Source organism: Streptomyces sp. NPDC017943 (assembly GCF_044328425.1).
GTDB lineage: Bacteria > Actinomycetota > Actinomycetes > Streptomycetales > Streptomycetaceae > Streptomyces > Streptomyces djakartensis_A.
The window spans coordinates 101,948-120,248 of record NZ_JBIRHH010000002.1; the positions used below are offsets into that span (position 1 = coordinate 101,948).

Annotated in this window: 16 protein-coding genes; 5 read left to right on the top strand and 11 right to left on the bottom strand. The window is 72.9% G+C overall.

Annotated features, from left to right (window positions below; all coding sequences use genetic code 11):
* Positions 1–81: 81 nt before the first annotated feature.
* The 5 genes from ACH4C6_RS05445 to ACH4C6_RS05465 all read right to left on the bottom strand — a co-directional run bounded on the left by ACH4C6_RS05445 (position 82) and on the right by ACH4C6_RS05465 (position 7,112).
* The gene (locus tag ACH4C6_RS05445) at positions 82–1,155 is read right to left on the bottom strand and encodes an NlpC/P60 family protein (protein WP_398107192.1); all 1,074 of its coding nucleotides are present in this window, start codon (positions 1,153–1,155) and stop codon (positions 82–84) included.
* Positions 1,156–1,172: 17 nt separating this feature from the next.
* On the bottom strand, positions 1,173–1,655 hold the full coding sequence (locus ACH4C6_RS05450) for a poly-gamma-glutamate biosynthesis protein PgsC/CapC (RefSeq protein ID WP_369193132.1): 483 nt from the start codon (positions 1,653–1,655) through the stop codon (positions 1,173–1,175).
* A gap of 72 nt (positions 1,656–1,727) precedes the next feature.
* Complete coding sequence (gene pgsB / locus ACH4C6_RS05455; protein WP_398107193.1) at positions 1,728–3,452, bottom strand: poly-gamma-glutamate synthase PgsB; 1,725 nt, start codon at positions 3,450–3,452, stop codon at positions 1,728–1,730.
* 6 nt (positions 3,453–3,458) lie between these two features.
* Positions 3,459–5,735, bottom strand: a complete 2,277-nt coding sequence (locus tag ACH4C6_RS05460; RefSeq protein WP_398107916.1) for a HAMP domain-containing protein — start codon at positions 5,733–5,735, stop codon at positions 3,459–3,461.
* A 210-nt stretch (positions 5,736–5,945) separates the two neighbouring features.
* Positions 5,946–7,112: a CapA family protein gene (locus tag ACH4C6_RS05465; protein WP_398107194.1), complete on the bottom strand. Its 1,167-nt coding sequence runs from the start codon at positions 7,110–7,112 to the stop codon at positions 5,946–5,948.
* Positions 7,113–7,141: 29 nt separating this feature from the next.
* Here ACH4C6_RS05465 and ACH4C6_RS05470 point away from each other — a divergent pair, with 29 nt between their 5' ends.
* The 3 genes from ACH4C6_RS05470 to ACH4C6_RS05480 all read left to right on the top strand — a co-directional run bounded on the left by ACH4C6_RS05470 (position 7,142) and on the right by ACH4C6_RS05480 (position 11,366).
* Positions 7,142–8,128, top strand: coding sequence for a hypothetical protein (locus ACH4C6_RS05470; RefSeq protein WP_398107195.1), 987 nt, complete (start codon positions 7,142–7,144; stop codon positions 8,126–8,128).
* A gap of 266 nt (positions 8,129–8,394) precedes the next feature.
* On the top strand, positions 8,395–9,015 hold the full coding sequence (locus ACH4C6_RS05475; protein WP_398107196.1) for an SRPBCC family protein: 621 nt from the start codon (positions 8,395–8,397) through the stop codon (positions 9,013–9,015).
* Positions 9,016–9,053: 38 nt separating this feature from the next.
* Positions 9,054–11,366: an FdhF/YdeP family oxidoreductase gene (locus ACH4C6_RS05480; RefSeq protein WP_398107197.1), complete on the top strand. Its 2,313-nt coding sequence runs from the start codon at positions 9,054–9,056 to the stop codon at positions 11,364–11,366.
* 28 nt (positions 11,367–11,394) lie between these two features.
* On the opposite strand, the gene ACH4C6_RS05485 is transcribed toward ACH4C6_RS05480, so the two are convergent.
* From ACH4C6_RS05485 to ACH4C6_RS05495, 3 genes are read right to left on the bottom strand one after another with little or no spacing between them, the layout of a single operon-like run.
* Positions 11,395–12,174 carry a class I SAM-dependent methyltransferase gene (locus ACH4C6_RS05485; protein WP_398107198.1) on the bottom strand — a complete coding sequence of 260 codons (780 nt, stop codon included), beginning with the start codon at positions 12,172–12,174 and terminating at the stop codon, positions 11,395–11,397.
* Entirely contained in the window at positions 12,171–12,806 is a 636-nt protein-coding gene (locus tag ACH4C6_RS05490; protein WP_398107199.1) for a DUF2064 domain-containing protein, read from the bottom strand. The genes ACH4C6_RS05485 and ACH4C6_RS05490 overlap by 4 nt, the downstream gene beginning before the upstream one ends.
* Positions 12,803–13,519: a glycosyltransferase family 2 protein gene (locus tag ACH4C6_RS05495; RefSeq protein WP_398107917.1), complete on the bottom strand. Its 717-nt coding sequence runs from the start codon at positions 13,517–13,519 to the stop codon at positions 12,803–12,805. Before ACH4C6_RS05495 ends, ACH4C6_RS05490 begins: the two co-directional genes overlap by 4 nt.
* 146 nt (positions 13,520–13,665) lie before the next feature.
* Between ACH4C6_RS05495 and ACH4C6_RS05500 the strand changes: the two genes are divergently transcribed.
* Positions 13,666–14,388, top strand: coding sequence for a response regulator transcription factor (locus ACH4C6_RS05500; protein WP_398107200.1), 723 nt, complete (start codon positions 13,666–13,668; stop codon positions 14,386–14,388).
* Complete coding sequence (locus ACH4C6_RS05505) at positions 14,378–15,490, top strand: sensor histidine kinase (RefSeq protein ID WP_398107201.1); 1,113 nt, start codon at positions 14,378–14,380, stop codon at positions 15,488–15,490. Before ACH4C6_RS05500 ends, ACH4C6_RS05505 begins: the two co-directional genes overlap by 11 nt.
* Positions 15,491–15,575: 85 nt before the next feature.
* On the opposite strand, the gene ACH4C6_RS05510 is transcribed toward ACH4C6_RS05505, so the two are convergent.
* Genes ACH4C6_RS05510 through ACH4C6_RS05520 form a run of 3 tightly spaced genes read right to left on the bottom strand, consistent with a single transcriptional unit; the run spans position 15,576 to position 18,258 of the window.
* Positions 15,576–16,628, bottom strand: coding sequence for an NAD-dependent epimerase/dehydratase family protein (locus tag ACH4C6_RS05510; RefSeq protein ID WP_398107202.1), 1,053 nt, complete (start codon positions 16,626–16,628; stop codon positions 15,576–15,578).
* Positions 16,629–16,681: 53 nt separating this feature from the next.
* Positions 16,682–17,125 (bottom strand): hypothetical protein, encoded by a 444-nt coding sequence (locus ACH4C6_RS05515; RefSeq protein WP_398107203.1) that lies wholly within the window; start codon positions 17,123–17,125, stop codon positions 16,682–16,684.
* On the bottom strand, positions 17,122–18,258 hold the full coding sequence (locus ACH4C6_RS05520; RefSeq protein ID WP_398107204.1) for a molybdopterin-dependent oxidoreductase: 1,137 nt from the start codon (positions 18,256–18,258) through the stop codon (positions 17,122–17,124). The genes ACH4C6_RS05515 and ACH4C6_RS05520 overlap by 4 nt, the downstream gene beginning before the upstream one ends.
* Positions 18,259–18,301 lie beyond the last annotated feature (43 nt).

Consider the following 18,301-nt stretch of genomic DNA (forward strand, 5'->3'; position numbering starts at 1 on the left):
GGCCGCGCGACCATGCCCATTGCAGCACCGGGAGCGCACGAGCGCATGCGGGCCGGTCCGGGGCGGGGACCCCGGACCGGTTCAGAGCCGCTTGGCGCTGCGCAGGGTCTTGGCGTAGTAGCCGTTGCCGTCGAGCCGGGACACGCCGCCGACGTCGCCGATGGTCGGCCCGTTGACCTCCTCCCGGCTCGACACGAAGATCAGGTGACCCTCGGTGTCGTGGCCGAGGACCATGCCGACGTGGTCCAGTCGCTGGCCGGTGCGGGTGTCCAGCTTGAAGAAGGCGAGGTCGCCCGGCTGGAGCTGGTCGATGGCGGCGGGCCGGTCCTTGGCGGAGATGCCGGTGAGCGGCAGGATGTCGACGCCCTGCTTGGAACGGGCCATCCCGTTGGCGGTACGGGGCAGGCCGTTGCCGGAGGTGTCGGAGGACATCAGGGGGTAGCGGGCCCGGTAGCCCAGCACCATGCGGATGAAGCCCGAGCAGTCGATGGACTTGGCCCGCATGGACTCCGGCTGTCCGACGACGCCGTCGCGGAAGGGGTAGGGCACCTGGAGGTAGTCGTAGAAGTCGGACTGCTCCAGTCTGAGGTCGCCGCCCTCGGCCCCGCTGGTGTTGAGCGGACCGAAGTTGGCGTCACCGGCGTAGACGGTGCCCCGCTCGTCCTTCTTCTCCGGTGCGCCCGCCACGTACTGGAAGGCGAACGCGAAGATGTCGTCCTCCTTGCTGTCCTTGTACTCGGCGTACCAGTCCTTGAACCACTTCTTCTCCTGGGCGCCCTTGGCCCAGGGCTCCGGCATCAGCCGCACCCAGTCCGTCGTGCTGACCTTCGATGCGGTGGAGGCCGGCTCCTGGAAGGTGCGGGCCGGGCCGGTCAGCGTCGCGGTGCGCGCGCCGTCCGTGAACACGGCCTCGATCTGCCCGTCGGACCCGCGCAGTACGGATCGCGCCGGGTTCTCCAGCCGGGACCAGGTCGCCTTGCCGGTCTCCTTGGTGCCGGTGCTGCGGCCGCCCTCCAGGACTCCGACGTTGCGCACCTCGGTGACGCCCTGGTCGTCCTGCTTGCGCAGCTCCAGCGTGAGGTAGCCGGAGGTGCCGACGAGCGCCAGCAGCACCGCGCCGGTGACGACGGGCCTCGACTTCTTCTTCCCTGCCATCGTTTGCTCCTCGGTTTTCAGACGGTCGGCATGACGCCGAGCAGCAGGCCGGCGGCGACGACGATGTAGGCCATGAGGGACACGGTGCCGGTGGCCAGCAGCGTGGCCCCCTTGGGCTGGCGCACCATCTGGTAGGCGATCAGGCCCGGCACGATGAAGCCGAGCGTCTGGTTGCCGTACATCAGCGGGAACTCGAGCGAGAGCACGATCATCACCGTGGCCTGGAGCAGCACGCCCAGCAGCACCACCGCGGCGAACAGCCGCTTGCCGTAGAGGATCACGAGCCGCTGCATGATCTTGGTGCCGCCGTAGGTCAGCGCGGTGACGCCCACGACCATCGCCGCGCGCTGGAGGTCTTCGATGAGGGTGAGCGCCAGCCAGCCGGGCGTGATCATGCCGCCGGGCGACAGGTTGGTCGTGAGATAGCACAGCAGCGAGAAGAACAGGCCTATGGCGATGCCCAGGGCGGCCATCTCGGGGGTCAGGGCGGCGGTGGTCAACGGGGTCTCCGGACGAAGGGGTGCGGTGGTCGTGGGCGGGTGGGCGGCGTGCGCGCCACCTCGTGCGCGGGGTCAGGCGCGCGGCTGGTGTCCCTCGCCGTCGTCCGGCCGCGGGCGCGGCCGGCGGCGGTGCGCGTCGGGGTGCGGCCCCTGCGGCCGGGCCGGCGCGCCGAACCAGCCGGAGCCCTGCGCGTCCTGCGCCCGTCCGCCGTCGGCGGCGCCGTGCGCGCCGGGGCCGTAGCTCCGCTCCGGGGTGGGGGGCGCGACCTGACCGTGGTGCTGCGCCGGAGGGTACGGCGACGCCGTCGGGCCGTGGCCCTGCGCGGCGCCGTACGCTCCGCCTCCTGCGGCGTGGCCGTCCCCGTACTGCCATGACGCCCCGTCGTGGGCGGGCGCGGACGGGGCACCGTGCCGACCCGCCGTCCCTGCGTATGTGTGCGCGGTGTCGCCGTACGACGCCGTCGGCTGCGCGGGGATGCGGATCACCGGGATCTCCTGGGTCTGCGACGCCTGGTACCGCTCCTCGTACGCGGTGGGATACGAGGCGAACGGGTCCAGGCGCTGTGCCTGCTGCGGGGCGCTGGCGACCGCCTCCGGGGCCTCCTCCACCGCGCTCTCGTCGGCCGGGAGTTCGGCCAGGTACTCCAGCAGTTCCTCGCCCTGCCCGTGGATGTTGCCGATGGCGACCAGGGAGGAGCCGTCGGACATCCGGCCGAGCAGGGTCGGCATGAACTCCTCGGCCGAGCGCCGCTCGCCGCCGAGGTCGACCGCGCGGTCGCGCCAGTCGGCGGGGATGGCGTCGATGGCGCTCTTGGCCGGGTGGCCGATGACGAAGACGTTGTCCGGCTGGAGGTCGGGGATGATCTCGCCCATCTGCCCGTTGCGCTCCACCCGGTCGGGGCGGCAGTTGATGACGACGTTCAGCGGGCGGCGGATCGCTCCGAGGTCGAGCAGCTGGTTGATGTTCATCAGCGTCGACTCCGGGTCGTTGGCCGCGAAGACGTTGGCGAAGGCGAGCCGCTTGCCGTCGGGCGCGACGTACCGTTCCACCGAGAGCACGCCCGGGTCCGGCGGGGCGTCGTACATGCCCTGGAGCGCGACCGTGCGCTCGACGCCGAGCAGGTCGGCCACGACCAGGGCGATCGCCACGTTCTCCTTGAAGGTGAACCAGCTGAAGCCGCGCAGCTCCTCGTCGGTGACCGTCTCCGGGTCGGCGTAGATCAACTCGCAGTTCCGGGCGTCGGCCTCCTCCTGGAGGATGTGGAAGCGCTCCTTCTCGGCCGTGACGCAGATGCCGTTCTCCGGCATCGAGCGGCACAGCGAGCGCGCGACGTCGTCCAGGGTCGGTCCCATCTCGGCGAGGTGGTCCTCGCGGACGTTGCACAGCACGCCGATCGTGGAGCGGATCAGCTTGCTCTGGTTGACCTCCTGGAGCGCCGGCATGACGGCCATGCACTCGATGACGAGCGCGTCGGGGCGGTAGGTGGCGGCCCGGCGGACGATGCCGATCTGCTCGACGACGTTGGCGATGCCGAACTTGCGGTAGACCGGCTCCTCCGTGGCGTCGGGGTGGATGAAGCGCGCCGCGGTGCCGGTCGTCTTGGCCACGGTGACCAGGTCACCGCCGCGCAGGGCGCCGGCGCACAGCCGGGTGATGGACGACTTGCCGCGGATGCCGTTGACCAGCACCCGCGAGAGGATGGTGTGCAGGGCGGCGTAGTGCCTGCGCTGTTCGACGACGCCTGCGACGAACAGGCAGATCCCGCCGGCGAGCAGGACGAAGTAGAGGTAGAGCACAGCCGGTCACCTTCCTCGGGCGTCGAGCCGGGGCTCGGCACTGCGGCGGGCCTGGTTCTGCCTGCGGGCCTGCAACTGCTGGCGGACCAGTTCGAGGCTGCGGACGACGGCCCCCACCTCGTCGTGATAGCGGGGGTAGAGCACGGTCTTGAGGTCGCCGTCGGCCAGCTTCTCGGCGCTGTCGGCGAGGGCGCGCAGGGGGCGGACGACGACCAGGTGGATCCAGCCCAGGCAGACCACGATCAGGGCGAGCCCGAGCATCCCGGCGAGCACGCTGCGGTCCTCGCGCTCGTACGGGGTGATCTCGAAGTGCTTGGCGTTCTGCCAGCTGACGACGGTCCAGCCGATGTCCGCGGCCACGCCGCCGCCGGAGAAGGGCGCGGCGGCGGCGACGGTGACGGCACGTCCTTCACGGATGAGCAGCCCGTTCTCCACGGGGCCCGCGCCGACCTTGACCCCGCCGGCCCGTACGAGGTCGGTGAGGGAGTCGCGCGGCAGGTCCTCGAAGGCGAGGAAGCCGTCGCTGGCGGCGAGGGTCCTGGCCTCGGCGTCGACGACCCGGACCTCGCCGAGTCCGGGCCGGGCGAGCAGCGAGTTGAGGAACTCCACCCGGATCTCGCCGACGAGCGTCAGGCCCTTGTGCTCGGGCAGGGGTGCCCCGGCCTGGACGACGGGCTTCTTGCCGCCTTCGCCGGTGACGCGGACGAGCGGGGCGTCCTGGCCCTTCGTCCCGGCGTCCGCGTCCCAGCCGCCGTGCGGCTCGGCTCCGGCGCGCGCGACGACGTCACCGCCGGGGTCGACGACGTACAGGGAGCCGTAGCGGGTGTGCTTGCGCACGGCGTCGTCGAGCACGTCGGTGGTGGCGTCGGGGTCGTCCGGGTCGATGAGGCGGGTCATGGAGGTGAGGTCGGCCTGGGCCTCGTTCAGGGCGCGGCGGACCCGGTCGGCGACGAGGTCGGTGCGGTCGCGCTGGTCGTTGACCATGGTGCTGGGCACGCTCACCGAGGCGTCCGTGCGGTTGAGCAGCAGGCCCACCGGCACGCACCACAGGAGCAGCAGGACGGCCGTGACGGCCAGCGACACCCGCAGTCCGAACCGGCCCCGGCGGCCCTTGCCGCCGGCGGCGGGACCGGTGCCGGTGCCGGTGCCGGTGCCGGACAGCTGTCCGCGCAGCCGTTCCAGGGCGGCGCCGACCCGGGCGGCCTCGCCCCAGCGGGGCACGGCGACGGGCCGGGTCAGGTCACCGCGGGCCAGGCGGCGGGACTCCAGGAACAGCGCGAGCAGGGGCCGCTGCACGGCCCGCCAGAGCAGGGCCGCGGCGAGCAGGCCGACGACCACGAGGACGCCGGCCGCGACCAGCCCGTACAGTTCCCGCTCCTGCCCGACGGCCTGTTCCTGCACGACGGGCAGCATGGCCACCACGGTCAGTCCGAGTCCCGCGCCGACGCTGCGGCGCTGCTCGGGGTCGGCGGAGGCGAGGGAGGCGTAACCGGCCGTGGCGACCCGGCCGTTGTAGGAGTCGCCCAGCAGGGTGCCGCTGACGCCGGGGTACCCGTGGGAGCCGGGCTCGCGGGCGCTGACAGGGTTCTGCTCGGTCCTGGCGGCGGCCTGCTCCGACAGCCGGCTCATCTGCTTCTGCAGGAAGGTCAGCTCGTCGCGTTCGGCGTCCGAGTTGAGCGCCTCGGCCTGCTCGAAGCCTTCCGTGGCGAGGACTTCGCCGCCGCGGGCGACGACGGCCATCGAGCGGAACGGGCCCAGGTTGATGGCGGGCACGGACAGGCTGTTGGAGGCGACGAGCAGCTGCTGCGGTCCGTCCTTCCGGTCCAGCAGGGCCATGGTCATCAGCCGTACGTCGCCGGTCTCCAGCCGCACCATGCGCGGGGTCAGGGCGTGCCGGCCGGTGAGGACCTCCTTGTCCAGCCAGCCCAGAGGAATCGTTTCACCTCTGGCTGCCAGGACCTTGCCGCTCTCCAGGTCCAGCACGGTGGTGCCGGTCCACTTCTGGTAGGTCCGGCTCAGGTCGGACAGCACGCGCTCGGGATCGGCGGGCTTGCCGTCGTTCAGCACGGCCGCGGTGCGGTCCAGGTCGGTGACCCGCTCGTCGATGGACGCGCGCAGGGCGATCGCGCCGTCCTCCGCGAAGTGCTGCTGCGAGTTCAGCACCGCCTTGGGCACGGCGGGCTCACCGGCCGGGCCGAGCACCTTGGCGGTCAGCCCGGCCAGGGCGATGATCAGCAGGCACAGCAACGCGATCGGCGGGCGTACGCCGCCCAGCAGCGGCATGTCCGCGCGTCTGCGCAAGCGCCTCCGGCCGCCCCGTCCGGGACGCGGCGCGCCTTGGGTTGAAGTCACCGGTGGTTTCCTTCGCCTCTTCACTACTCGGGCGCTCGCGGGAGCCACCGCTGACGCGGAGGGTGAGACGCCGTCGCCTTAAATGACCTTCGACACGCGCGAGGGTTGGGTTCCTCGCTCAACATCCGCCTGTGTCGCTGGTCACGTCCCCAGGGAGAGCTGCCGGAGACCGTCGCCGCCGGGGGCGCCCCGGTTGTAGAGGAAACCGCGGGTGCGGTCGGCCGCCAGCCGGTAGCGGGCGAGCCGCTCCTCGGACAGGTCACCCGGGTCGTCCAGGGCCGCCTGCACGTCCACCACCCGGTGGTCGGCGACCGCACCCTCGGGTGCCTTCTCCCCCGCCTCCAGCTCCGGCGGGATGTCGACCAGCGTGGTCCGGTAGCGGGCGCTGACGTTCCAGCCGTCGGCCGTCTCCTTGAACTCGAACCAGCCGATCGCGCCCTCCTCGGTGAGGCCGGTCGGCGAGGAGTGCCGGGCCACCTGGTTGCCGAGGCTGTAGGCGATCCAGGTGCCGTTGACCTTCTGGATGGGCTGCACCACGTGGGAGTGGTGGCCGATCACCAGGTCGACCCCGGTCTCCTTGGTGATCCGCTCGGCGAGCTCCAGCTGCGGCACACTCGGTTCGTTGTAGTGCTCCAGGCCCCAGTGGACCGTGAGGATGACGACCTCGGCGCCCTTCTGCCGGGCCCGGCTCTCGGCCTTCGCGATGGCGTCGGTGCTCAGCCGGTTGAAGGCCCAGCGCTCCTTCTCGGGCGTGGGGTTGAGGAAGGACTCCCAGGAAAAGGCGAGGTGGGCGACCTTGACGCCGTTGACGTCGCGGATGTTGATCTGCTTCGCTTCCTCGGGCGTGCGCGCGGACCCGGTGTGGCCGAGGCCCACCTCGTCCATCGCGTCCAGGGTGCGCTTCACGGCCTTGAGGCCGTGGTCGTAGGTGTGATTGGAGGCCGTCGAGCAGGTGTCGTACCCCACGTCCTTGAGGGACGTGAGGATCTGCGGCGGAACGAGGAACTCGGGGTACCCCTCGAAGGGGCCCTTCGGAGTGCCGACCGGCGTCTCCATGTGACAGATGGCCAGATCGGCCTTGCTGACGACCGGCTTCACCCCGGCCATCAGCGGTCCGAAGTCCAGCCCCGCCCGGCCCTTGCCGGTCCTCTCGGCGTCCTTGGCCGCCTGTTCGACCAGCTCGGGGTGGATGAGCACATCGCCGGCGGCGGCGACGGTGAAGGAGCGGCCGCCCGGCTTCACCTGGGCCCCGGACGGCTCGGAGGTGCAGGAGGCGACGAGGCCTGCCAAAGCACCCAGAACCGCCACCGAGCGACCTATACGGAGAGACTTACGGAATGTCACCGCGACATACTCACACGTCACGCACACCCCAATCGATCTCTACCATCACAAGAACATCACGTTTCGCTCGCATTTTCGCCCCGGTGGTTTTGATCCTGACGTTGGGAGCATGCGACTCCGCTTCGTCCGACCGCGCGGAACCCTCGGCTCCGCGCGCTCGGGAGCTCGTCGACCTCCGCAGCCGGATCCTGGACTACACCGCCGGGTTCGAGCCCGGCGCCGCCTACACGCCGCCCGGGGACGACGAGCGTGCCCGGCTCGCGGAGGGCGTGGGGCGCCTGCTCGACGGGGACGCCGCGGCGGCGCAGCGCCTGCTCGCCCCGCTCGGCCTCGCCGTCACCCGTCTCACCGACACCGACTCCGGGCGCCGCTACGACGAGATCGCCGCCGCCCGGTCCGCCGGGGACGCCGCGAGCTGGGGCCGCCTGTACGTGACCGCGGACTCGGCGCTGCGCTGGAACGTGCAGGTACCGCACCCCGTGTCCGACCGGGCCACCGAGGAGCTGGGCGTCCGGCTGCTGGAGGAGGAGCCGTCCGGTGCGCTGGTCCTGGCCGGTGCGCACCGCCGGGCCGGCCGCGCGGGTGAGGCGGACGTCGCGCACAGCGAGGACAGCGCCTTCCACACGGTCGTCGACGAGTTGCAGAAGCGCGGCGTGCCGGGCCTCCAGTTGCACGGCTTCGCGCAGACCTCCGATCGCCCGTACGAGGCCATCGTCTCCGGGGGCGCGGCCCAGAAGGCGTCCGGCGAGGCCTCGGCACTGGCGGACCGGCTGGAGGCGGACGGTCTGCGGGTGTGCCGCGGCTGGTCGGCACGGTGTCCGCTGGAGGGCACCCGGAACGTCCAGGGCCGCTCGGCCGAACGCCGCCACGCCCCCTTCCTGCACGTGGAGCTGTCACCCGACGCCCGCGACGACGGCCCGGACGCCGACGAGACGGCCCGGGCACTCGCCGACCTGCTGAGCACGTGGTCCCGGGACTGAGGCCGGCGGAGCCGGGCCTTCGCCGTCCCCGCACCGCCGACAGCGGTCGAGGCGGCTTCCCCGGCCGGGCCGGGTCGCAGTGAGTGGCGGTGGGCCGCGCCGGGGGTGAAGCTTGATGTGACGCTCTCGCCACCAGGACCGCACGGGGCGCCGGCGCACCGGGGTGACTCGATGCGCGCGATGGGGGAACCGGAAGAGAAGCCCCGACCCACGAGCGGCAACCGGGTGCCCGGACGCCCGGCTCCCTCACCGGAAGAGAGACCACGATGGCGCACGAAGACGACGGCGGGCAGGCCGTGCCGAACACGCCGGGCCTGCGCACCGACGACGGCGGCGTCACGCGCCGCCGTCCGCTGCGCGAGCGGCACGTCGAGGAGACGGTCGAGCTCGCGGTGCCGGTCCGTACGGCCTACAACCAGTGGACGCAGTTCAAGACCTTCCCGCGCTTCTCGGCCGTGGTGCGCGACGTCGAGCAGCTCCGGCCCACCGTCACGGCGTGGACCCTCGGCTACGGTCCCCTGCGCCACCGCTTCGCGGTCGAGATCGTGGAGCAGGACCCCGACTCCTACCTGGCCTGGCGGGGGCTGGAGCAGCACCCCACCCATCAGGGCGAGGTCGAGTTCAGGCCGACGGAGTCCGGCGGCACCGCGCTCACGGTCCGGATGTTCCTCGACCCCCCGGGGGCCGCGCGGGTCCTCGGACGGTCCCCCCGGGTGGCCGGCGTGGCCGCCCGGCTGGTGCGCGGGGAACTGCGGCGCTTCAAGGACTTCATCGAGGGACTGGGCCAGGAAGGCGGCGCCTGGCGCGGCACCATCCGCAACGGCCGCGTCCAGCACGACACCCCGGAACCGCCCCGGAGCCGTGTCGCCCAGTGGCCCGTCGGCTGACCCGCGTACCGGACACGGCGAGAGAAAGGCGCACAGCGATGCAGAACCCGCCCGGTGAGGAGCGCGAGACCTCCCTCTCCGTGACACCGCCGAAGAAGTGGGCGGCCGGAGTTCCCGCGGTCGTGCACGCACTGGAGTACTCCCTGGAGCAGACCTCCCCGCGCAAGACCGGGGTGGACCTGCTGACCATGAACCAGGTGGGCGGGATCGACTGCCCCGGCTGCGCGTGGGCGGACCCCGCCCCGGGCCGGCGCCATCGCAACGAGTACTGCGAGAACGGCGCGAAGCACATCAACGACGAGGCCACCAGGCGCCGGATCACCGCCGACTTCTTCCGCGAGCACAGCGTGAGCGATCTGGCCGCCCGGTCCGACAAATGGCTCAACCAGCAGGGCCGGCTCACCGAGCCGATGATCAAGCGGCCCGGGTCGGACCACTACGAGCCCATCGGCTGGAGCGACGCCCTGGGGGTCCTCGCGCAGGAGCTGCGGGGACTGGACTCGCCCGACGAGGCCGTCTTCTACACCTCCGGCCGCGCCAGCAACGAGGCGGCGTTCGTCTTCCAGCTCTTCGCCCGGGCCTTCGGCACCAACAACCTGCCCGACTGCAGCAACATGTGCCACGAGTCCAGCGGCTTCGCCCTGAGCGAGACCCTGGGCGTCGGCAAGGGCACCGTGAGCCTGGAGGACCTCCACCACGCGGACCTGATCTTCCTGGTCGGCCAGAACCCGGGCAGCAACCACCCGCGGCAGCTCAGCGCCCTGGAGGAGGCCAAGCGCAACGGCGGCCGCATCGTGGCGGTGAACCCGCTGCCGGAAGCGGGACTGCGGCGCTTCAAGAACCCGCAGAAGCCCAGCGGGATCGTCGGACGCGGCACGCAGATCGCCGACGCCTTCCTGCACATCAAGCCGGGTGGCGACCTCGCCCTGTTCCAGGCCCTGAACCTGCTGCTGCTGGAGGCGGAGGACGCCCGTCCCGGCACGGTCCTCGACCACGACTTCATCAAGGCCCACACCGCGGGCTTCGAGGAGTTCGCCCGGCACGCCCGGAACGTCGACTGGGACGACGTGCACGCGGCGACGGGACTGACCCGTGAGGAGATCGAGAAGGTCCGCGACGAGGTCCTGAGGAGCGAACGCGTCATCGTCTGCTGGGCGATGGGCATCACCCAGCACAAGCACGGCGTGCCCACCATCCGGGAGATCGTCAACTTCCTCCTGCTGCGCGGCAACCTGGGACGTGCCGGAACCGGTGCGTGCCCGGTGCGCGGCCACAGCAACGTCCAGGGCGACCGCACCATGGGCATCTGGGAGCAGATGCCGGACACCTTCCTGGACGCCCTGCAGCAGGAGTTCGGCTTCGACCCGCCGCGCGCGCACGGCCTGGACTCGGTGAACTCGATCAAGGCGATGCTCCAGGGCCGCGTCAAGGTCTTCCTCGCCCTGGCCGGCAACTTCGTGCGCGCCGCGCCCGACAGCGAGGTCACCGAGAAGGCGATGCGCTCGTGCCGGCTGACCGCCCACATCTCCACCAAGCTGAACCGCTCGCACACCGTCTGCGGCGACACCGCACTGATCCTGCCGACCCTGGGACGCACCGAGCGCGACGTCCAAGCCGACGGCGAGCAGTTCGTCACCGTGGAGAACTCCATGAGCGAGGTGCACACGTCGCAGGGACGGCTCGAACCGGCCTCACGCATGCTGCTGAGCGAGGTCGCCATCCTGTGCCGGCTCGCCCGGCTGACCCTCGACGGCACGGCGGACATCCCCTGGGCCAAGTTCGAGGGCGACTACCACACCATTCGGGACAGCATCTCCCGGATCGTGCCGGGCTTCCACGACTTCAACGCCCGGGTGACCCGCCCGGGAGGCTTCCAGCTGCCCAACCCGGTCAACGAGGGCGTGTTCAAGACCAAGGTCGACAAGGCCCTGTTCACCTGCAACGAGCCGGTGGTCCCCCGGGCCCCCGAAGGGCACCTGCTGCTCCAGACGCTGCGCTCGCACGACCAGTGGAACACCGTCCCCTACACCGACAACGACCGGTACCGCGGCATCCACGGCAGTCGCCACGTCGTCCTCGTCAACCCGGCCGACCTGCGTGAACTGGGTCTCGCCCAGGGCGACAAGGTGGACCTGGTGAGCGTCTGGGAGGACGGCTCCGAGCGCCGGGCCGAGAACTTCGAGGTCGTGCCCTACCCGGCCGCCAAGGGCTCGGCCGCCGCCTACTACCCGGAGACGAACGTCCTGGTGCCGCTCGACAGTGTCGCCGACATCAGCAACCAGCCCACGTCGAAGGGCATCGTGGTCCGCCTCGAACCGGCGAGCGACCGGAGCAGGTCCGCACCGGTCTGACCCGAGTCCGGCATCCGGGCGTTCGCCGTCACGGAACGGTGCCCTGCACGGTGGTGCGGGTGTTGCGCAGGGCCAGGAAGCAACGCCCCCCGAGGGCCCACCGGTCGACGGCGGCCCACCCGGCGGCACGTGCTGCGTCGTGCAGGGCGGCGGCGCCCAGGCGCGCCCACGGGAAGGGCCGGCCGTGCCGGCCCCGGGCGTCCTCGATCCGCACCAGCAGCCGTTCGTCGACGTCCCGGCCGAGCGCTTCGGCGAGGAGGAGCCCGCCGGGAGCCGTGACCCGGCCGATCCGGGCCAGCAGCGTGACCGGGTCGCCGGCGATCCCCGCGTTGCCGTCCAGGAGCAGGGCCGTGGACCACCGTCCCTCTCCGGGCACGCGCTCGAAGACGGAACGCCGTACGGCCGCGCCGCCCAGCCGGCGGGTGCGGGCCACGGCGGCGGGGCTCACGTCGATGCCGAGTGCCGGTACGCCCCGCCCGGCGAGAGCGGCCACGAGCCGCCCGGGCCCGCAGCCGACGTCCAGGACGGGACCTCGGCAGCGGCGCAGGACGCTCAGGTCCGCCGCGTCCGGTGGTGCGCACCAGCGTTCGACGTCCAGCGGCAGCAGGCGCTCCCGGCCGGCGGCGGCGTCGGTGAGGGAGCGCAGGAAGAGCGGGCCCCGGCCGGCGCGGAGGGCGGCGTCGTAGGGGTCGTCGATCCACGGCCGGCGCTGTGCCGGGGGGACGGTGCTCAGCGCCCTCGGGGGTGCCTGCCCGGCGCGGGGAGCCGGACGTCCGGGGCGCAGGGGCGGGGCGTCCGGGCCGGTCACCGGACGGCCCGGGGCAGCGCGCGCAGCGCCGCGGCGAAGTGCGAGTCCGGGGAACAGAGGGTGGCGACGTGACGGGCGTCCTCGGCGGTGTCGACGTCCCGCAGCACGGGCAGGTCCCGTACGACGAGGCCGGCGTCGAGGAGACGTCGCCGCTGGCGGGCCCCGGTGTGGGGCGTGGACATGGGCACTCCCCTGACCAGGTGATCGGCCCGCGCCGGCGTCCTGAGCCCCAGGGCCCAGAAGCCGCCGTCGGCCGCCGGTCCGAACCAGGCGTCGGTGCTGTCCCAGGTGATGCGGGTGAGCAGGTCGGACGTCAGCTGGGGTGTGTCCATACCCACCAGGACCGCCGGACCGGACCGGCATCCGCTGAACGCGGCGGCGATCCGCTCGTCCAGAGGTCCGCGGGCCTGCGGGACGACGTCGAAACCGGCCGGCAGCCACGGTCCCGGCGCGCCGTCGAGAACGAGCACCCGGCGCGCCGCGGGGACGCCGGCGAGCGTGCGCAAGGTGTCGGCCAGCGCCGCCTCGGCCAACGCGGCGGCCTGTGCGGGGCTGAACGCCGGGGTGAGCCGTGTCTTGACGCGGCCCGGCAGGGGCTCCTTGGCGATCACCAGCAGGGTCGGCGGATTCACCGTGCGCCTCCCCCGTCGCGCGCCGTGACCGCCGCAGGGTCTTCGTCCAGGACGCGGCGCATGTCCCGGACGGCCTGCCAGGTGCCGCGCCAGGTTCCGGTGACCTTGGAGCGCCCGGTGCGCGGGTGGTACGGGACGTCCGTCTCCCGCACGCGCCAGCCGGCGTCGGCCGCGCGGACCACCATCTGGAGGGGGTATCCGGAGCGCCGGTCGGTCAGGTCCAGCGCCAGCAGGTCGCGGCGGCGGGCCGCGCGCAGGGGGCCCAGGTCGTGCAGGGGCAGGCCGGTGCGGCGGCGGATCAGGCGGGCGAGCTCGGCGTTGGCCAGGCGGGCGTGCGGGGGCCAGGCGCGGAAGGTGGTGGGGCGCCGCCGTCCGAGGACCAGGTCGGCGCTGCCCGCGGTCAGCGGGGCGACGAGCTCGGGCAGCAGGGCCGGGTCGAGGGAGGCGTCGCAGTCGCAGAAGCAGACGATGTCGGCCGTGGCCGCGGCCAGCCCGGCGTGGCAGGCGGCGCCGAACCCGCGGAGTGGTTCGCCGACCACGTGCGCTCCGTGGGCCCGGGCGGTCTCGGCGGAGCGGTCGGTACTGCCGTTGTCGACCACGATCGCGCGCCAGTTGCGGGGGATCCGGCTCAGCACCCAGGGCAGGGCCGCCGCTTCGTCCAGGCAGGGCAGCACCACGTCGACAGGGGCGGGGGAGGTCGGGGATTCGTCGATCACGTGACTCACCCTACGAACGCAAAAGGGGCATAAAGGATCTCGGGGCCTTACGGATCGCTGACGTCCGCGCCCTGCTTACCGTTTGCTGACGTCTGCGCCCGGCCCGCGGCACGGCCGGCCGATCCGGTGCCAGACTCGTAGCCGTGAAACGTGTACTGGTCGTCGACGACGACCCGACCATCGTGGAAGTCGTCGCCTCGTACCTGACCCAGGCCGGCCTGGCCGTCACCGCGGCCACGGACGGTCCGGCAGCGGTCGCGGCCGTCTCCGCCGAACTGCCGGACCTGGTGGTGCTCGATCTGATGCTGCCCGGCATGGACGGCTTCGAGGTGTGCCGCCGTATCCGCGGGCGCGGCCCGGTGCCCGTCATCATGCTGACCGCGCGCGGTGACGAGGAGGACCGCATCCTCGGCCTGGAGATCGGGGCGGACGACTACGTCACCAAACCCTTCAGCCCCCGTGAACTCGTCCTGCGCGTGCAGTCCGTACTGCGCAGGGCCGCGACCGCGCACACCGCGGGCCGTGACGGTGGCCCCGCCCACGAGATGCGCGCCGGTGCGCTCGTCCTGGATCCGTCGGCTCGCCGCGCCCGACTGCGAGGGCGTGAACTCCCCCTGACTTTGCGCGAGTTCGACCTGCTGGAGTACTTCCTGCGCCATCCCGGGCAGGCCACGAGCCGCGAGGACCTCATGCACCGCGTGTGGGGATGGGAGTTCGGGGACCTGTCCACGGTCACCGTCCATGTGCGGCGGCTGCGGGCGAAGATCGAGGACGATCCGGCACGGCCGCGGCTGATCAGCACCGTGTGGGGCGTCGGCTACCGCTTCGACGCGGATCCGGCGGGAGGAGCTCACGATGTGGCGTGACACGTTGCTGATCGTCCTGTACGCGACGATCGGCGCGGTCGGCGCCGGTGTGCTGGGCACGGTGGTGCTGCGGCTGCTGCGCCACCGGTCCCTGACGGTGTCGCTCGCCGTCGTCGCCGGTGTCACGGTCGTGGCGATGCTCGCCGGAACGATGCTCGTGGCCTGGGCGATGCTGCTGTCCGACCACGACCTGTGGGTCGTGACGACGGTCTGCTCGATCGCCGCCGTCGTCTCGCTGATCGTCGCCCTCGTCCTGGGGCGGAGTGTCGTGCGCGGCAGCCGGGCGCTGGCACGGGCCACCCGCACGCTCGGTGAGGAGGGCGTCTTCACCCCGCCGGCTGCCGCGCCCACCGCGGAACTCGCCGAACTGGGCCGGGAACTGGCCGAGACCAGCGCGAGGCTCCGCGCCTCGCGGGAACGGGAACGCGCCCTGGAGGAGTCCCGCCGTGAGCTGGTCGCCTGGATCTCGCACGATCTGCGCACCCCGCTGGCGGGTCTCCAGGCGATGACCGAGGCGCTGGAGGACCAGATGGTCGCCGACCCGCACGTGTACCACGCCCGGATGCGCGCGGAGGTGGGGCGCCTGAGCGAGATGGTCGGCGACCTCTTCGAGCTCTCCCGCATCCAGGCCGGGGTGCTGACGCTGAGCACGACCCGGATGTCGGTGTACGACCTCGTCGACGACGCGCTGGCCGGCGCGGGCGCCCTGGCCGAGGAGCACGGGGTGCGGCTGGTGGGCGACGGCGTCGAGCCGGTTCCCGTCGAGGTGGACGGCCGTGAGATGACCCGGGTGCTGACCAATCTCCTGGTCAACGCGATCCACCGCACCCCGGCCGACGGCACGGTCGCCGTCTCCGCCAGGCGGGAGTCCGGTGACGTCGTCCTGGCGGTGACCGATGCCTGCGGCGGGATCCCGGCCGAGGATCTGCCCCGGGTCTTCGACACCGGCTGGCGGGGAACCGACGCCCGTACGCCCCCGGCCGGGGCGGGGCTCGGGCTCGCCATCGTGCGCGGCATCGTCGAGGCCCATCGCGGTCGCGCGGCGGTGCACAACGTCCCCGGCGGCTGCCGCTTCGAGGTGCGTCTGCCCGCCACCGCCTGAGGGCGCGCCGCCACCGCCCGACCGGGGGCGGCGGTGCCGTGGCCCGGTCGACCGGGGGCGGCGCTGCCGTGGCCCGGTCGACCGGTCAGTCGCCCCGCAGCGGTGCGGTGGCGAACTCGGTCATCCCCTGGGTGAACGGCACGTGCGGCGTCCACCGCAGTTCCTCGCGCAGCCGCCGTGAGGAGGCGGTGATGTGCCGGACGTCGCCCAGCCGGTACTCGCCCGTCACCACGGGCGGGATCCCGCCGCGGGCGGCGGCGAGAGCGGCGGCGGCCTCACCCACCGTGTGCGGCTCTCCGCTGCCGACGTTGTACGCCCGCGCCGTACCCGCCGGGAGAGAGCGCAGTCCCGTGAGGGCCGCCAGGTTCGCCGCGGCGACGTCCCGGACGTGGACGAAGTCCCGCAGCTGACCGCCGTCCTCGAACACGCGCGGCGGCTCTCCCCTCTCCAGCGCGGACCGGAACAGCGAGGCCACCCCCGCGTAGGGCGTGTCCCGGGGCATGCCCGGTCCGTACACGTTGTGGTAGCGCAAGGCGGCCACCCGTCCGCCGGTCGCCCGGGCCCAGGAGGCGGCGAGGTGCTCCTGGGCCAGCTTGGTCGCCGCGTAGACGTTGCGCGGGTCGGTGGGAGCGTCCTCGGTGACCGGGCCGGGGGCGAGCCGGTCACCGCACCGCGGGCAGGGCGGTTCGAACCGGCCCGCCTCCAGGTCGCCCACCACCCGGGGGCCCGGCCGGACGTGGCCGTGGCGCGGGCAGGTGTAGTGGCCTTCGCCGTAGACGACCATGGAACCGGCCAGGACCAGGTGCGCGACGCCGGCCGCGGCCATCCCGGCCAGGAGGACGGCCGTGCCGAGATCGTTGCAGGCGACGTAGTCCGGGGCGTCGGAGAGGTCCTTGCCCAGCCCGACCATCGCGGCCTGGTGCAGGACGGCGTCCACTCCGGCGAGCGCGTCCGCGACGGCCCCCGCGTCGCGGACGTCGGCGCGGCGGAAGTCGACTCCGTCGGGGACCGCCGGCGGAACGTGGTGGGCGGCGGGGAGCAGGGCGTCGAGCACCCGCACCTCGTCGCCGTTGCGCAGCAGAGCGTCGACGATGTGCGAGCCGATGAAGCCCGCGCCTCCGGTGACCAGGATGTTCATGCCCGCGACCGTACGGCTGCGGGGAGCCGCGCGGGGTGCGTCGGCCCGGTGCGTCAGGAGTTCGTAAGGCTTGTGCCGCCGGCGCCCGTGCGTCGCGGCCTCCGTCGGCCGCGGCGCACCCTGCGGACGGCAACGAGCACCGCGGTCACCACGGCCACGCTCAGCAGGGTGAGCAGCCAGTTGCGCGGGTAGTCCAGCGGGAGCACGGAGGGGTTGCCGCGGGGCCCGGGGCGCAGCAGGGGCGGCAGGGCGACCGCGGTCAGCGCGCCGGCCACCAGCAGGCCGCCCCGGACGGCCCCGCGGGCCGCGCCGCGCACCGCGATCATGCCGATCAGCAGCACCGCGGGCGCGATCAGAGCGTCGTGCAGCAGCACGGCACCCCCCAGCCACACCACCACGCCGGACAGGTCACGCACCTCCAGCAGCAGGGACACACCCGTCCCCAGCAGGGCCAGGCCGAGCAGGCCGGTGAGGAGCCGCAGCAGTCGCGTCGTCATGCCTCCAGCACCTCCAGCCGGGCGACCCACTTGGTCTGGAGGACGCCCGGCCGGTTCGGTGCGATCAAACGCGCCGGGAAGCCGTGGTCGGGGGCGAGTTCCTCACCGTCGAGGCGCAGGGCGAGCAGGGTCAGCGGATCGCGCGCGTGCGCGACGTCCAGCTCGGACACCCGGTACCCCCCACGGGTCTGCAGGGAGATCACGCGGACGCGGGCGTGGGCGGGCGCACCCGCCCGTTCCAGCAGGTCGGCGATCCGCACACCGCCCCAGTGCGCCGACTTGCTCCAGCCTTCCACGCATGCGATGGGCAACTCGGCCTCGTACTGCGGCAGTCCGCGCAGCTCGGACAGGGTCAGGACGAAGGGGCGGGGACCGACGACCGTGAGCCGGTAGCCGTCCGCGGCGACCGTCCCGACGCCGGCCGCCGCGGCCGTCCGGTTGACCGGCAGTCCTTGCAGGCCCTTGTCCGGGTGACGCGGAGCGAGAAGGTCGAGGCCCTTGAGGGGTGTGAAGGACTGACCGACGGTCGTCACCGTCACCGCGCCGGCCGCCAGCCCCACGGCGGTCAGCAACGAGCGCCGGTCCCAGGCGTCCTGAGCGGGAAGAGCGAGCGTGTCGGCCGACCGCCGCCTCCAATGGTCCCTGATCTGCGGTGCCTTGACCGCGATGTGCAGGACCAGGGATCCGGTGACCACCCAGGCCAGGGCGTAGTGCACGGGGACGAACGAGAACGGCCACGGGTACCACTGGGCCGTGTTGAGCAGTCCGGTCCCCACCTCCAGAACAGCAGCGCCCACCAGCAGTCCGACCGACAGGCGTTCCAGCCCGTGGCGCGCCGAACGCACGGGCGGCCGGACGAACAGCCTCGGGTACACGGTCCACAGCTTGGCGAGCAGCAGGGGAACGGCGGCGATGCCCGAGGCGACGTGGAGGCCCTGGGTGAGCCGGTACCCCCAGACGGGACGGCTGGGGAAGCCGGGCAGCCACGCCGGAGGGTGCTGCATGAGGTGACTGATCAGCCCGGTGCCGAAGCACAGCACGAAGGCGGCCCCGAGCCAGCGGCCGATCACGGTCGCCGTACGGGGGTCGTGGAGCCTGCCGTCGAACCGGGGTGGGAGCAAGCGTGGTCTCATGCCTCCCATCCCACTGCCTGTGCGCGGGCGCCGGAACGGGCAA

What these genes read in the sequence shown, in the direction of transcription:
- ACH4C6_RS05460 (WP_398107916.1), bottom strand. Translation starts at nt 5,735, where the DNA reads ATGCCGCTGCTGGGCGGCGTACGCCCGCCGATCGCGTTGCTGTGCCTG.
- ACH4C6_RS05505 (WP_398107201.1), top strand. Translation starts at nt 14,378, where the DNA reads ATGTGGCGTGACACGTTGCTGATCGTCCTGTACGCGACGATCGGCGCG.
- ACH4C6_RS05515 (WP_398107203.1), bottom strand. Translation starts at nt 17,125, where the DNA reads ATGACGACGCGACTGCTGCGGCTCCTCACCGGCCTGCTCGGCCTGGCC.
- ACH4C6_RS05480 (WP_398107197.1), top strand. Translation starts at nt 9,054, where the DNA reads ATGCAGAACCCGCCCGGTGAGGAGCGCGAGACCTCCCTCTCCGTGACA.
- ACH4C6_RS05445 (WP_398107192.1), bottom strand. Translation starts at nt 1,155, where the DNA reads ATGGCAGGGAAGAAGAAGTCGAGGCCCGTCGTCACCGGCGCGGTGCTG.
- ACH4C6_RS05510 (WP_398107202.1), bottom strand. Translation starts at nt 16,628, where the DNA reads ATGAACATCCTGGTCACCGGAGGCGCGGGCTTCATCGGCTCGCACATC.
- ACH4C6_RS05475 (WP_398107196.1), top strand. Translation starts at nt 8,395, where the DNA reads ATGGCGCACGAAGACGACGGCGGGCAGGCCGTGCCGAACACGCCGGGC.
- ACH4C6_RS05520 (WP_398107204.1), bottom strand. Translation starts at nt 18,258, where the DNA reads ATGAGACCACGCTTGCTCCCACCCCGGTTCGACGGCAGGCTCCACGAC.
- ACH4C6_RS05470 (WP_398107195.1), top strand. Translation starts at nt 7,142, where the DNA reads ATGTCACCGCGACATACTCACACGTCACGCACACCCCAATCGATCTCT.